The 13418-nt window shown below is 63.8% G+C and carries 13 protein-coding genes; 4 read left to right on the forward strand and 9 right to left on the reverse strand.

The window, feature by feature from the left end; genetic code table 11:
• Positions 1 to 13: 13 nt before the first annotated feature.
• From ACVWY3_RS12060 to ACVWY3_RS12085, 6 genes are all read right to left on the reverse strand, one after another.
• Positions 14 to 385 (reverse strand): SUF system Fe-S cluster assembly protein, encoded by a 372-nt coding sequence (locus tag ACVWY3_RS12060; RefSeq protein WP_456838638.1) that lies wholly within the window; start codon positions 383 to 385, stop codon positions 14 to 16.
• On the reverse strand, positions 382 to 1629 hold the full coding sequence (locus ACVWY3_RS12065) for a cysteine desulfurase (RefSeq protein ID WP_456838639.1): 1248 nt from the start codon (positions 1627 to 1629) through the stop codon (positions 382 to 384). Before ACVWY3_RS12065 ends, ACVWY3_RS12060 begins: the two co-directional genes overlap by 4 nt.
• Positions 1626 to 2948, reverse strand: coding sequence for a Fe-S cluster assembly protein SufD (gene sufD, locus ACVWY3_RS12070; protein ID WP_456838640.1), 1323 nt, complete (start codon positions 2946 to 2948; stop codon positions 1626 to 1628). The genes ACVWY3_RS12065 and sufD overlap by 4 nt, the downstream gene beginning before the upstream one ends.
• 11 nt (positions 2949 to 2959) lie before the next feature.
• Entirely contained in the window at positions 2960 to 3712 is a 753-nt protein-coding gene (gene sufC / locus ACVWY3_RS12075; protein ID WP_456838641.1) for a Fe-S cluster assembly ATPase SufC, read from the reverse strand.
• 132 nt (positions 3713 to 3844) lie between these two features.
• Complete coding sequence (sufB, locus tag ACVWY3_RS12080; RefSeq protein WP_456838642.1) at positions 3845 to 5341, reverse strand: Fe-S cluster assembly protein SufB; 1497 nt, start codon at positions 5339 to 5341, stop codon at positions 3845 to 3847.
• Between the two features lie 113 nt (positions 5342 to 5454).
• Positions 5455 to 6594 (reverse strand): cysteine desulfurase family protein, encoded by a 1140-nt coding sequence (locus ACVWY3_RS12085; protein ID WP_456838643.1) that lies wholly within the window; start codon positions 6592 to 6594, stop codon positions 5455 to 5457.
• A gap of 343 nt (positions 6595 to 6937) precedes the next feature.
• Here ACVWY3_RS12085 and ACVWY3_RS12090 point away from each other — a divergent pair, with 343 nt between their 5' ends.
• A complete protein-coding gene (locus ACVWY3_RS12090; protein WP_018641706.1) occupies positions 6938 to 7585 on the forward strand; it encodes an alpha/beta hydrolase in 648 nt (215 codons plus the stop codon).
• Positions 7586 to 7682: 97 nt separating this feature from the next.
• On the opposite strand, the gene ACVWY3_RS12095 is transcribed toward ACVWY3_RS12090, so the two are convergent.
• From ACVWY3_RS12095 to ACVWY3_RS12105, 3 genes are all read right to left on the reverse strand, one after another.
• A complete protein-coding gene (locus ACVWY3_RS12095; protein WP_456838644.1) occupies positions 7683 to 8006 on the reverse strand; it encodes a DMT family transporter in 324 nt (107 codons plus the stop codon).
• A gap of 4 nt (positions 8007 to 8010) precedes the next feature.
• On the reverse strand, positions 8011 to 8688 hold the full coding sequence (locus ACVWY3_RS12100; protein WP_456838645.1) for a glutathione S-transferase family protein: 678 nt from the start codon (positions 8686 to 8688) through the stop codon (positions 8011 to 8013).
• Between the two features lie 107 nt (positions 8689 to 8795).
• A complete protein-coding gene (locus ACVWY3_RS12105) occupies positions 8796 to 9899 on the reverse strand; it encodes an anhydro-N-acetylmuramic acid kinase (protein WP_456838646.1) in 1104 nt (367 codons plus the stop codon).
• Positions 9900 to 10058: 159 nt separating this feature from the next.
• On the opposite strand from ACVWY3_RS12105, the gene tyrS reads away from it, so the two are divergent.
• The 3 genes from tyrS (at position 10059) to ACVWY3_RS12120 (ending at position 13265) form a co-directional block, all read left to right on the forward strand.
• Positions 10059 to 11312, forward strand: coding sequence for a tyrosine--tRNA ligase (gene tyrS / locus ACVWY3_RS12110; RefSeq protein ID WP_456838647.1), 1254 nt, complete (start codon positions 10059 to 10061; stop codon positions 11310 to 11312).
• Between the two features lie 56 nt (positions 11313 to 11368).
• Positions 11369 to 12640: an MFS transporter gene (locus ACVWY3_RS12115; RefSeq protein WP_456838648.1), complete on the forward strand. Its 1272-nt coding sequence runs from the start codon at positions 11369 to 11371 to the stop codon at positions 12638 to 12640.
• A gap of 220 nt (positions 12641 to 12860) precedes the next feature.
• Positions 12861 to 13265, forward strand: coding sequence for a DoxX family protein (locus ACVWY3_RS12120; protein WP_456838649.1), 405 nt, complete (start codon positions 12861 to 12863; stop codon positions 13263 to 13265).
• Positions 13266 to 13418: the final 153 nt, after the last annotated feature.

Genomic DNA, 13418 nt, shown 5'->3' on the forward strand with positions numbered 1-13418 from the left:
CGGGCCGAGACCGTCACCACATGTTGAGCACGAGGCGGGCCTCGTCGCTCATACGTTCCGGTGACCATGCGGGTTCCCAGACGACCTTGACGTCGACCACGCCGACGCCGGGGACACTGGCGACCGCATTCTCGACCATGGTCGGCAGCTCGCCCGCGGCGGGACAGTTCGGCGTCGTCAAGGTCATCAGCACGTCGACCGAGCGGTCGTCCTTGATCTCGACCTTGTAGATCAGGCCAAGCTCGTAGATGTCGGCCGGGATTTCCGGATCGAACACCGTCTTGAGGCCGGCGATGATCTCACGGGTCAGACGCTCGGTCTCCTCCGGCGGCAGCGCCGAGAGGGTCTCCATCGGATTGGCCTTGATTTCTGCCGTGTCACTCATGCGAACAAATCCCGCGCCTTGAGCAGCGCCTGTGCCAGATGGTCGACTTCTTCCCGCGTATTATACATGCCGAACGACGCCCGGCAGGTGGCCGTCACGTTGAACCGCTCTAAAAGCGGCATCACGCAATGGGTGCCGGCGCGGACTGCGATCCCCTGGCGGTCGATCACCGTGGCGACGTCATGGGCATGCGCACCTTTGAGCTCGAACGAGATCACTGGCCCCTTGCCGCGGGCCGTGCCGATCAGCCGCAGCGAGTTGATCTCGCGCAGCCGCTCCTGGGCATAATTGGTGAGATCGTGCTCATGCGTGGCGATGCGCTCCTTGCCGATGGAATTGACGTAGTCGATGGCCGCGCCAAGACCGACGGCCTCGACGATCGCGGGCGTGCCCGCCTCGAACTTGTGCGGCGGATCGCCATAGGTGACGACATCGCGCGAGACCTCGCGGATCATCTCGCCGCCGCCGTTATAGGGGCGCATCGCGACGAGATGGTCATACTTGGCCCAGAGCACGCCGATGCCGGTCGGCCCGTACACCTTGTGGCCGGTGAAGACGTAGAAATCGCAGCCGAGATCCTGGACGTCAACAGGCAGATGCACCGCGCCCTGGCTGCCGTCGACCAGCACGGGGATGCCGCGCGCGTGGGCGATTCTGACGACCTCCTTGACCGGCACGATGGTGCCGAGCGCATTCGACATCTGCGTGATCGCGACCAGCTTGGTCTTCGGGCTCAAGAGCTTCTCGAACTCTTCGATGAGGAAATTCCCCTCGTCGTCGACCGGCGCCCATTTGATCACCGCCCCCTGGCGTTCCCTGAGGAAGTGCCACGGCACGATGTTGGAGTGGTGCTCCATGATCGAGAGGACGATCTCGTCGCCGTCCTTGATGTTCGGCCCGCCCCAAGACGACGCGACCAGATTGATCGCTTCCGTCGCGTTGCGGGTGAAGATCACTTCTTCCGTACGGGGCGCGTTGATGAACTGTGCCACCTTGGCGCGGCCGCCCTCATAAGCTTCGGTCGCAGCGTTGGCGAGGTAATGCAGGCCGCGATGCACGTTGGCGTATTCGCTGGTATAGGCCTGCGTCATGCGGTCGAGCACGGACTTCGGCTTCTGCGCCGAGGCGGCGTTGTCGAGATAGACCAGCTTCTTGCCATAGACCTGCATGGCGAGCGCCGGAAAATCCTCGCGCACGCGGGCGACGTCATAGGCGCCGTTCTTGACCGCCGGATGCGTGCTCATGACCGCCGCTCCAGCCAGCGCTCGGCGATGCCGATCACGTGCTCGCGCAAGCCGTCATCGGCGATCTGCTCGATCGCTTCGCCGACGAAAGCCTGGATCAGGAGCGCTTGCGCCTGCTTTTCCGGCAGGCCGCGCGCCTTCAGATAGAACAGCAGGCTCTCGTCGAGGGCGCCGGCGGTGGCGCCGTGGCCGCAGGAGACGTCATCGGCAAAGATCTCGAGCTCCGGCTTGTTGTCGGCCTCAGCCTCGTCCGAGAGCAAGAGCGCCCGGGTCATCATCTTGCCGTCGGTCTTCTGCGCGTCGGGACGGACGATGATGCGGCCCTGGAACACCGAGTGGGCGCGGTCGTCGATCACGGCGCGGAAGGTCTCGCGGCTGACACAGTTCGGCACGGCATGATCGACCACCAGCGTGGTGTCGCCATGCTCGGTCTTCTTGAGAAGATTCACGCCGTTGACCGAGAGCTCGCTGCCCTCTCCGGCCAGCGTGATCAAACCTTGCAGCCGGCTGACGGCCGCGCCGCTGGTCATGTTGAAGAAGTTCAGCTTGGTGTTGGCGCCGACGGTGACGAACTGCGAGGTGATGTTCACCGCATCAGGCGCATCGTCCATCAGGCGGATATGGGCAACGTCGGCATTGTCGCCGATCCAGAGGATCACCGCATCGTTGACCTGGTAGCCGCTCGCCTTCCCGGCCGCGACGAAGCTCTCGATGATCGTGGCGCGCGCGCCCTTGCCGATCCGCAGATGCGAACGGGTGAACGCGGATGCGCCAGCCGCGCTCGCGACGTGAATGACCTGGATAGGCGCGGACAATTGCGTTCCGTCGGCCACCGAGACGACCACGCCATCCGTCGCCATGGCCGCATTGAGCGAGATCACGGCATCGGTCGCGGCGGTCTGGAGGAGATCGCCGGCGGCAGGATTCGTCTCGTTCGCCAGCATCTCGCGCAGCGTCTTGAGGCTCACTTCGGACGCGAGCGCCTTGACGTCGGAGAGATCGGCCGCGAACACGCCATCGACCAGCACCAGCTTGCGGGCGCCTTCAAACGCATGCGCCTTCACCGCGTCCGCGGCGCGCTTGAGCGTCGCCGCATCGGGGCTGGCCGCCAGCGGCAGCATCTCGCCCACCAGCGCGCGCAGGTCAGTGTATTTCCATTCCTCGATCCGGCGATGCGGCAGACCGAGACGCTCATAGGTCTCGAACGCCTCGCGGCGTGCAGCGATCACGGACGGTGAACCCGGCAGCCGGCCTTCGGCGCTGGCGAAGAGATTGCTCACCGCGCGGCCGCTCCCGGTCTTTGCCACAGCAACGTTCATCGCAAAATTCCTTACGCGGCATCCTCGAACTGGGCGTAGCCGGAGGCTTCCAGCTCCAGCGCCAGATCCTTGCCGCCGCTCTTCACGACGCGACCCTTCGACATCACGTGCACGAAATCGGGCACGATGTAGTTCAGCAGCCGCTGATAGTGGGTGATGACGACCATCGCGCGCCCCGGCGAGCGCAGCGCGTTGACCCCGTCGGCCGCGATGCGCAGCGCGTCGATGTCGAGGCCGGAATCCATCTCGTCGAGGATGCACAGGCTCGGCTCGAACAGCGCCATCTGCAGCACCTCGTTGCGCTTCTTCTCGCCGCCGGAGAAGCCGACATTGACGCCGCGCTTGAGCATGTCCTGCGGAATGTTGAGCGACTTCGAGACCTCGCGCACCTTCTTCAGGAAGTCCGGCACCATCAGCTCGCTCTCGCCGCGCGCCTTGCGCTGCGCATTCAGCGCGGTCCGGAGGAAGTTCATCGTGGTGACGCCGGGAATCTCGACCGGATACTGGAACGCCAGGAACACGCCCTTGGCGGCGCGCTCATCCGGGTCCATCTCGAGGAGGTCCTCGCCCTTGAACAGGATCTGGCCATCGGTGACCTCGTAACCGGGCTTGCCGGCGATGACGTGCGAGAGCGTCGACTTGCCGGAGCCGTTCGGCCCCATGATCGCGTGCACCTCGCCCTCGTTCACGGTCAGCGTCAGCCCGTGAAGGATCTCACGCTCCTCCACACGAACCTTGAGGTCTTTCACTTCAAGCAAAGCCATAATGTTTTTCCATCTATCCCCTCATCCTGAGGAGCGCCCAAGGCGCGTCTCGAAGGATTGAGGCCACCAATCTTTCCGGTATCCACCCTTCGAGACGGCCGCTTTCGCGGCCTCCTCAGGATGAGGTCCGAGCTAGCCGACCGATCCTTCAAGCGAGATCGAGATCAGCTTCTGCGCTTCCACCGCGAATTCCATCGGCAGTTGCTGCAGCACATCCTTGACGAAGCCGTTGACGACGAGTCCGACGGCTTCTTCCTGCGAAAGCCCGCGCTGGGTGCAGTAGAACAGCACGTCCTCGGAGATCTTCGAGGTCGTCGCCTCGTGCTCGAACGTCGCCGAGGAGTTCTTGGCCTCGATATACGGCACGGTGTGCGCGCCGCATTTGTCGCCGATCAACAGCGAATCGCAGGCGGTGAAGTTGCGCGCGCCGGTCGCTTTACGGTGCGCGGTGACGAGACCGCGATACGTGTTCTGCGATTTGCCGGCGGCGATGCCTTTGGAGATGATCCGGCTCGACGTGTTCTTGCCGAGATGGATCATCTTGGTGCCCGAATCGACCTGCTGAAAGCCGTTCGAGATCGCGATCGAGTAGAACTCGCCGCGGGAATTGTCACCACGCAGGATGCAGCTCGGATATTTCCAGGTGATCGCCGAACCGGTCTCGACCTGAGTCCAGGAGATCTTGGAGTTGTTGCCGCGGCAGTCGCCACGCTTGGTGACGAAGTTGTAGATGCCGCCCTTGCCTTCCGAATTGCCCGGATACCAGTTCTGCACCGTCGAATATTTGATCTCGGCCTCGTCGAGCGCAACGAGCTCGACCACGGCCGCGTGCAGCTGGTTCTCGTCGCGCTGCGGCGCGGTACAGCCTTCGAGATAGGAGACGTAGGAGCCCTTGTCGGCGATGATCAGCGTGCGCTCGAACTGGCCGGTGTTGCGCTCGTTGATGCGGAAATAGGTCGACAGCTCCATCGGGCAACGCACACCCGGCGGCACGTAGACGAACGAGCCGTCGGAGAACACTGCCGAGTTCAGCGTCGCGTAGAAATTGTCGGAGGTCGGCACCACCGACCCCAGATATTTCTGCACCAGCTCGGGATGCTCGCGGATCGCCTCCGAGATCGGCATGAAGATCACGCCGGCCTTCTTCAGCTCCGCCTTGAAGGTGGTCGCAACCGACACCGAATCGAACACAGCATCGACTGCGATCTTGCGACGGGCGGGATCTTCCTCGCCCACCTTGGGCTCGACCCCTTCGAGCATGGCGACTTCCCGCAAGGGAATACCGAGCTTCTCGTAGGTCTTCAGGATCTCCGGATCGATCTCGTCGAGCGATGAGACCGTCTTCTTCGGCTTCGGCGCCGCGTAATAGTAGATGTCCTGGAAGTCGATCTTGGGATAGTCGACGCGCGCCCAGGTCGGCTCGGTCATGGTTAGCCAGCGCCGATAGGCTTCCAGCCGCCACTGGAGCATCCAGGCGGGCTCATTCTTTTTCTGCGAGATGAACTTTACGATCTCTTCCGATAGCCCCTTGGGAGCCTTCTCGGAGTCGATCAGGGTCTCAAACCCATAACGATACTGGTCGACGTCGATGCGCTTCACGCGCTCGACCGTCTCTTGTACGGCTGGCATTCCATCCTCCGCTCGCGGTTTCAAGGACCGCGGTGGATCAAACTCGGACGAGTACTACGATGTTTTCTGGCCGAAAGCACGTGCTTAGAACCGTTCAAGCCGTGTTTCGTCGCTTAGCCCTTAAGTAGGGTATTACCCAGCTTTCGCCAAGCCTCTAACGCCCTATTGATGTCATCTGGTTCGGTGGACCAGCCCAGACTGAGACGCACCGCTCCCTGGGCGACGGTGGCATCATACCCCATCGCCGACAGCACGTGGGATGGCTGGACCTTGCCCGAGGAGCAGGCCGAGCCGGAGGACACAGCGATTCCTTCGAGGTCGAAGCCGATCACGGCGGTCTCGGCCTTCAGGCGGGGCGCGGTGAAAAGAACCGTGTTCGGCAACCGCTCCACGTCGTCCGCAAAGATGGTGCCTCCGGCGATACCGCGAAGTCCGCTTTCCAAGCGATTCCTGAGGGTTGTCACCCGCTCCACATCTTGCGGAAGAGTCTGAAGCGCTGCCTTCACCGCCGCACCGAAGCCGGCGATGCCTGCGACATTCTCGGTTCCCGCGCGGCGGTTCAACTCCTGCCCGCCGCCCCGCAGCACTGGCTCCAGCCCGGCGATTCCCTCGGCGACGACCAATGCGCCGACGCCCTTGGGGCCGCCGATCTTGTGCGCAGAAAAGGTCGCAAGGTCCGCGCCTACCGCGTTAATATAGAAAGCAATTTTGCCGAGCGCCTGGATCGCGTCGACGTGCACGAGCCCGCCGGCCTCGTGGACGATCCGCGCGGCTTCGCTGACCGGCTGGAGCGTGCCGGTCTCGTTATTGGCCGCCATGATCGAGACCAGCGCCGCTGGGCCCTCGCCGAGCAGTGCCTTCAGGTGATCGAGGTCGATCACGCCCGAGCGCGTCACCCGGATCTGATCGATCCTGTCGGCCGGGAACCGGCCGCCTGCCAGCACCGAGGCATGTTCGATAGAAGACACCAGCAGCCGTTCGACAGGGCCGCCGGACGGGCCCCGCAGGCCGGGCGACAGCGCCAGCACATTGGCTTCGGTTCCAGCGGACGTGAAGACGACGTTCCGTGGCAGCGCGCCGGTGGCCGCCGCGAGCGTGTTACGTGCCTCCTCGACCAGCCGTCGCGCCTCGCGCCCCTCGGCATGCACCGAGGACGGATTGCCGACCAGGTCCCAGGCAGCGAGCATCGCGTTCCGCGCTTCAGCGCGGAGCGGCGTGGTCGCATTCCAGTCGAGATAAACGCGGCGCTGCATTGAGTATCATGTTACCTTGGATTGCGCAGCCCGGTCGGCGGGCCTCGCCGTCCGACATGGGCCGCCGCCGTGCCGTTGGCAACCATGATTCCGAAACCGCGCCCGGCGATAACGCCGCCATGACACGCTAACGTCTTGAGGCCATTGAGTGATGTTCAAGATGCTTGCTTTTTGCCCCGCAGCCTATGTTAGAACGCGCCCGTCAAGTCACCGCGCGCCATCACCGCCAGGCGCACGCCTTGTCATCCTTCATTCGCGCTTTCGTCGACATCAAAGTCGATGAGGCCACAATCGGTTGATTGCCGAGGAACCTCGCTCCAGCACATCAATCAAGAGATCATCGATGCCTGAAGTCATTTTTGCCGGCCCCGCGGGCCGTCTCGAAGGCCGCTATCATCCGGCCAAGCAGAAGAACGCGCCGATCGCGATGATCCTGCATCCGCATCCGCAGTTTCACGGCACGATGAACCATCAGATCGTGTACCAGTGCTACTACGCCTTCGCGCATCGCGGCTTCTCGGTGCTGCGCTTCAATTTCCGCGGCGTCGGTCGCAGCCAGGGCTCGTTCGATCACGGCACCGGTGAACTGTCCGATGCCGCAGCGGCGCTCGACTGGGCGCAGACCATCAATCCCGAAGCGCGTGCCTGCTGGGTCGCCGGCTTCTCGTTCGGCGCCTGGATCGGCATGCAGCTGTTGATGCGCCGCCCTGAGGTCGAAGGCTTCATCTCGATCGCGCCGCCGGCCAATCTCTATGACTTCTCCTTCCTCGCGCCCTGCCCCTCGTCCGGCCTGATCGTGCATGGCGAGAAGGACGCGGTGGTGCCGCCGAAGGACGTCAACACGCTGGTCGAGAAGCTGAAGACGCAGAAGGGCATCGTGATCGACCAGCAGATCATCCCCGGCGCCAACCACTTCTTCGACGCCAAGCTCGAGCCGCTGATGGAGACGATCACGGCGTACTTGGACATGCGTCTCGCCAACGTGCGCTAGAGCATGATCCGGAAAAGTGCGCAGCGGTTTTTCGAAGAGATCATGCTCAAACAATAACCTAAAGCGCGATGACGATTCATCCTGATCTCATCGCGCTTTAGGCGAGCTTCAGCGCCGCGATCCCCATCAAGACGAGCACGATGCCCAGGAGCTTCATCGCGCTCAAGGTCTCGCCGAACAGCACGAGGCCCATCAGGAATGTGCCGGCAGCTCCAATGCCGGTCCACACCGAATAGGCGACGCCGACTTCGAGCACCTTCAGGGCGCGCCCGAGCAGGAACACGAAGGCTGCGAGCAGCACCAGCGAGGCGATGCTCCAGCCGACGCGCGTATAGCCTTCCGCGTACTTCATCGAGATCGCCCAGGCCACATCGAGCGCGCCGGCGATCACCAGCATGAGCCAAGCGACGGATGACGACATCGGCTCAAGCCGCGAGCTTGAGCAGATGCGCATCGTGCCGGACGAGGAAGGCGCGGAGCAATTCCGGATAATCCGCTCCGACCGCGGCGCGGACGCTCGGCCGCTTCGCGAGCTCGACGCGCCAGGCGCGGACCTTCGGCACATCCTTGAAGATGCCATGCTCAGCCAGCTCGTCGAACAGATCGAAATAGCGGAAGACCGGCGCGAACACCGCATCGACCAGGCTGAACGCCTCGCCGGCGAAATAAGGCCCGACGCCGAGCGCGGCCTCCACCCGCGCGAATTTCGCGACAAGCGCCTGACGCTTGCTTTCGAAGGTCGCCGGATCCGTCGTGGTCTCCAAGCCCCAGAGATCGCCTAAGATCGCCGAGCCGAATTCCATCCAGGCGCGATGCTCGGCACGCTTCAAGGCATCGGCCGGATGCAGCTTGGCGCCGGCTTGCGTCTCCTCGATGTACTCGCAGATCACGTTGCTCTCGAACAAGGCCACCTCGCCCTGATCCGTCGTCACCACCAGCACCGGCACCTTGCCCAGCGGCGAGAGTTTCAGAAACCAGTCCGGCTTGTCAGCAAGATCAATATCGATCCGCTCGAATGGAACGCCTTTCTCCTTCAGCGCGATCACGGCGCGTTGCACATAGGGGCAAAGCTTGTGGCTGATGAGCTTGAGCGATGATGTCATGGCAGCGATCCTGGTGGTTAGATGCAACTGCATCCAAGATAGATGCATTTGCATATATCCGTCAAGATCGATGCATATGCATTAACCGGCTGTGACCTCGGGCAGCCTCAAGGCCGCGCGATCACCCCGCCCGTCATCGGCATCGGCACGCCCGTGGTGGCCGGATAGGACAGCGGCAGGCCCTTCAGGCCGCGGGCGGCGAGGAAGCCGAAGGCCTGCGCCTCGATGGCGTCGGAGGCCCAGCCCAGCGTCTCGGCGGCCTCGACGGTGGCCGAGCCCACCCGCTCGCGCAGCATACGGAGCACGGTGAGGTTGCGGGCGCCGCCGCCGCAGACGATCCAGCTCCGCGGACGCCGCGGCAAGAGTGGAATGACGCGGGCGATCGCCGCAGCGGTGAAAGCGGTCAGCGTCGCCGCGCCGTCGGCCGGCGCGACCTCGCCGAGCTTGAGCGCGGCGAAATCGTTGCGATCGAGCGACTTCGGCGGGGGGCTTGCGAAGAACGGCAGCTCCAGCGCCCGCGCGATCCAGGCTTCGTCCACCTTGCCGAGCGCGGCGAACTTGCCCTCCGCATCGAACGCCTGGTTCATGGTCCGGTACATGAAATCGTCGAGCAGCGCATTGCCGGGCCCGGTGTCGCAGGCGATCAGCGTGTCGTTGCCGTCGATATAGGTGATGTTGGAGACGCCGCCGATATTGACCACGACGATCGGCCCTTCGCGCTCCAGCGAATTGGCGAGCGCGCGGTGGTAGACCGGCACGAACGGCGCGCCCTGCCCGCCGGCCTCGACGTCGGCGGCGCGGAAATCATGCATCACGGGGATATGGATCGCCCTGGCGAGCGCCGGGCCATCGCCGATCTGCACCGTCATCCGCTTCTCCGGACGGTGCAGCACAGTCTGGCCATGGAAGCCGACGATGTCGATGTCCTCCGGCCGCATCCGGTTCTGGGCGATGAAGGCGGCGACCGCTTCGGCGTGCGCCTGCGTCACCGCGCGCTCGGCCTCGGCCAGGAGGCCCGGGCGGGCATCGCGCCGCGGCAGGTGCACGGCCTCGGAGAGCGCCTGGCGCAGCAGATTGCGCTCCGCCGGGTTATAGGGCCGGTAGCCGGACGGTCCGAATGCCTTCACCTGTTTTCCATCGGTCTCGATCAGCGCGACATCCACCCCGTCCAGCGAGGTGCCGCTCATCAAACCGAGTGCCGTCAACATCATCTCAAGCGGGCCTCGACGTCCCCTACCCGACGCCTGACTTGTATCAAACAAGTACATCTTATAATGCCACAGCGCGCATTTTTGCGGCAGCCCGGCTGGCGCTGGTTCCGCAACTTGCCGCAATGATCGTAAAATAAGAATGATCAGGCACGCCGACAGATGACTGCATTTAAATCGGATTTCCTCAACACCCTGCAAGAGCGTGGATTCATCCACCAATGCTCCGATTTCGAGGGGCTGGATGCGCTCGCCGCCAAGGGCGAGGCGACCACCTATGTCGGCTACGATTGCACCGCCCGCTCGCTGCACATCGGCAACTACCTGACCATGATGATGCTGTACTGGCTCCAGCAGTCCGGCAACAAGCCGATCACGCTGATGGGCGGCGGTACCACTATGGTCGGCGATCCCTCCGGCAAGGACGAGACGCGCGCGATGCGCACCGTCGCCGAGATCGAGGCCAACAAGGAATCGATCCGCGGCGTGTTCGCAAAGGTGCTGCGCTATGGCGACGGCAACAGCGACGCCATCATGCTCGACAATGCGGAGTGGCTGACCAAGCTGAACTGGATCGAGATGCTGCGCGATGTCGGCCGGCACTTCTCGGTCAACCGCATGCTGACCATGGACTCCGTACGGCTGCGCCTCGAGCGCGAGCAGGAGATGAGCTTCATCGAATTCAACTACATGGTCTGCCAGGCCTACGATTTCGTCGAGCTCGCCAAGCGCACCGGCTGCCGTCTCCAGATGGGCGGCTCGGACCAGTGGGGCAACATCATCATGGGCGTCGATCTCGGCCGCCGCATGGGCACCCACCAGCTGTTCGCGCTGACGACGCCGCTCTTGACCACCGCCTCGGGCGCCAAGATGGGCAAGACCGCGCAAGGCGCGGTGTGGCTCAACGCCGACCAGTTCTCGCCGTATGATTTCTGGCAGTACTGGCGCAACACCGAGGACGCGGACGTCGGCAAGTTCCTGAAGCTGTTCACGACGTTGCCGATAGCTGAGATCAGGAAGCTCGAGGCGCTCGGCGGCTCCGAGATCAACGAGGCCAAGAAGGTGCTCGCGACCGAAGCAACGGCGCTGCTGCACGGCCGCGACGCCGCGAACGAGGCCGCCGAAACCGCGCGCCGCACCTTCGAGGAAGGCGCGCTGGTGCAAAGCCTGCCGACCGTGGAAATTCCGCGCGGCGAATTGGACGCTGGCCTCGGCGTGCTCAACGCCTTCGTCAAGGCGGGTCTAGTCGCCTCCAACGGCGAGGCGCGGCGCCAGATCAAGGGCGGCGGCCTGCGCGTCAACGACGAGCCCGTGGCCGACGAGAAGATGGCGCTGTCGGCCGGCAATCTGACGCCGGAAGGCGTGATCAAGCTGTCCTTCGGCAAGAAGAAGCACGTCCTGATCAGACCTGCATAGGCGTATGAGCTTTTGATGCTTGTCAGGGCGCGCCGAAGCGCGCTCCCTGACGGGCAATGGACCAGAACACGCCCAAGAAAACGACGGCGGAAACGAGCAAGGAGAACGTCGCGGCGACGGCGCAGGGCGCCGTTCGCACCGCACTCACCGTGCTCGCGCTCTGCTTCACGCTCGCGGTTCTCGGCCGCGGCCTCGGCGACAGCTTTACCGTGTTCCTGAAGCCGATCTCCGAAAGCTTCGGCTGGGACCGCGCGCAGATCGTGTCGGTCTACTCCCTCACCTGGCTGGCAAGCGGCCTTACCGCTCCCTTCGTCGGACGCCTGTTCGACCATTCCGGACCGCGCATCGTCTATGCGCTCGGCCTGCTGCTGCTCGGCGTGGCGTTCCTGATCGCGGCACACGCGCAGCATCTGTGGCAGTTCCAGCTCTCGATCGGCCTCTGCGTCGGCATCGGCGTCGCCTTCATCGGCATCGTGCCGAACTCGATCCTGCTCGGCCGCTGGTTCGGGCCGCGCCTGCCGACCGCGATGTCGGTAGTGTATTCGGCGATGGGCGGCGGTGTGCTGGCGTTGCTGCCGGCCTCGCAACTGCTGATCGACCATATCGGCTGGCGCGACACCTACCAGCTGTTCGGATTCGCAGCCTTGGCCCTGCTGGTGCCGCTCCTGCTGCTGCCGTGGCGGCTGTTCGCCGCGGGCTCGCCATATGTGGTGAAGAAGACCGATCCGGACTTTGTCGACAATGGCTGGACGCTGCTCGGCGCCATGCGTCACCACGCCTTCTGGGCGCTGTTCTCGACCTTCTTCTTCACCGCCGTCGGCATGTATGCGATCGCCGCGCAAATCGTGGCCTATCTGATCGACGCCGGCTTCCCGCCGCTGCAGGCCGCGACCGCCTGGGGATTTTCGGGCGTCGTGCTGGTGTTCGGAATGCTCGGCGTGTCCGCGCTCGATGGCCTGATCGGACGCCGGCCGTCGGTGCTGCTGAGCTACGCCATTTCGATCCTCGGCATCGTGCTGCTCTGGCTGTTGCAGTATGCGCCGAACATCCTGCTGCTGAGCGGCTTCGTCATCTGCTTCGGCAGCATGATGGGCTCGCGCGGCCCGCTGATCAGCGCGACCGCGATGCGGATCTTTCAGGGCAAGCGCGTCGGCACCATCTACGGTACGATCTCGATCGGCAGCGGGCTCGGCTCGGCGTTCGGCTCCTGGAGCGGCGGCCTGATCCACGATGCGACGCACGGCTACAATGCGCTGCTCGCTTTCGCACTTGCGAGCGTCGTGCTCGGCATGATCCCGTTCCTGATCGTGCCCGCCTTGCGGCGCTAGGTTTCACAGGGGTAACCTGCGCGCATTCGCGTCACCGGAAAATTACGGACAGATGCGATACGGAATAAGCGCAAAAAATGCGGGCCGCGCCTGGCTGAAAGCACGACCTGTGGTGTTTTGTCCGACATGACAAAAATGTCAGCGCAAATTGGGCTCGAGCGGCTTGCAGGCTGGAACTGAATGCGGTCCAAGTCGCGCATTGGATGGAGGGCACAAACCAATGGACTTTCCCTATCTCGTTCGCTTTCAACCGGTTCTCTTGAGCCTGTTTCGCTTCATCACCGGGCTGCTGCTGTTCCAGTACGGCGTCGCCAAGCTGTTCAAGTTTCCGGTGCTTCCCTACTTCGCGAACATCCCGCCGCTGATCTATGCAGCCGGTACGCTCGAACTCGTACTCGGCGCGCTGCTGATGATCGGCCTGTTCACCCGCCTCAGCGCTTTCATCCTCTCGGGTGAGATGGCCTTCGCTTACTTCATTGGTCACATGTTCAAGGGCGAGACGCCGGTGTTCCTGCCGCTGCTCAATGGCGGCACCGCGGCGATCCTGTTCTGCTTCGCCTGCCTCTATCTCTCGTCGGCCGGCGGCGGTCCGGTCAGCGCCGATGCGGCGATGGGCAAGAAATAACGGCCCGATCGGCGACAAATTCGCGCGGCGCTGATGCACGCGCAGTTGCGGCGCAAGTAAACGACGGCACCGGCAGCTTCGCCGGTGCCGCCTACCGCGAGCCCAGCACGTTCCAGATCAGTACGAGGGCCGCGACCAGCAGCACGGACATGA

It is taken from the genome of Bradyrhizobium sp. USDA 4486 (assembly GCF_054057995.1).

Excerpts from the sequence above, each read along its gene's own strand:
- sufD (WP_456838640.1), bottom strand. The coding sequence starts at position 2,948 with ATGAACGTTGCTGTGGCAAAGACCGGGAGCGGCCGCGCGGTGAGCAAT.
- sufB (WP_456838642.1), bottom strand. The coding sequence starts at position 5,341 with ATGCCAGCCGTACAAGAGACGGTCGAGCGCGTGAAGCGCATCGACGTC.
- ACVWY3_RS12100 (WP_456838645.1), bottom strand. The coding sequence starts at position 8,688 with ATGACATCATCGCTCAAGCTCATCAGCCACAAGCTTTGCCCCTATGTG.
- ACVWY3_RS12060 (WP_456838638.1), bottom strand. The coding sequence starts at position 385 with ATGAGTGACACGGCAGAAATCAAGGCCAATCCGATGGAGACCCTCTCG.
- ACVWY3_RS12095 (WP_456838644.1), bottom strand. The coding sequence starts at position 8,006 with ATGTCGTCATCCGTCGCTTGGCTCATGCTGGTGATCGCCGGCGCGCTC.
- ACVWY3_RS12085 (WP_456838643.1), bottom strand. The coding sequence starts at position 6,594 with ATGCAGCGCCGCGTTTATCTCGACTGGAATGCGACCACGCCGCTCCGC.
- ACVWY3_RS12065 (WP_456838639.1), bottom strand. The coding sequence starts at position 1,629 with ATGAGCACGCATCCGGCGGTCAAGAACGGCGCCTATGACGTCGCCCGC.
- ACVWY3_RS12105 (WP_456838646.1), bottom strand. The coding sequence starts at position 9,899 with ATGATGTTGACGGCACTCGGTTTGATGAGCGGCACCTCGCTGGACGGG.
- ACVWY3_RS12115 (WP_456838648.1), top strand. The coding sequence starts at position 11,369 with ATGGACCAGAACACGCCCAAGAAAACGACGGCGGAAACGAGCAAGGAG.
- ACVWY3_RS12090 (WP_018641706.1), top strand. The coding sequence starts at position 6,938 with ATGCCTGAAGTCATTTTTGCCGGCCCCGCGGGCCGTCTCGAAGGCCGC.
- ACVWY3_RS12120 (WP_456838649.1), top strand. The coding sequence starts at position 12,861 with ATGGACTTTCCCTATCTCGTTCGCTTTCAACCGGTTCTCTTGAGCCTG.
- sufC (WP_456838641.1), bottom strand. The coding sequence starts at position 3,712 with ATGGCTTTGCTTGAAGTGAAAGACCTCAAGGTTCGTGTGGAGGAGCGT.
- tyrS (WP_456838647.1), top strand. The coding sequence starts at position 10,059 with ATGACTGCATTTAAATCGGATTTCCTCAACACCCTGCAAGAGCGTGGA.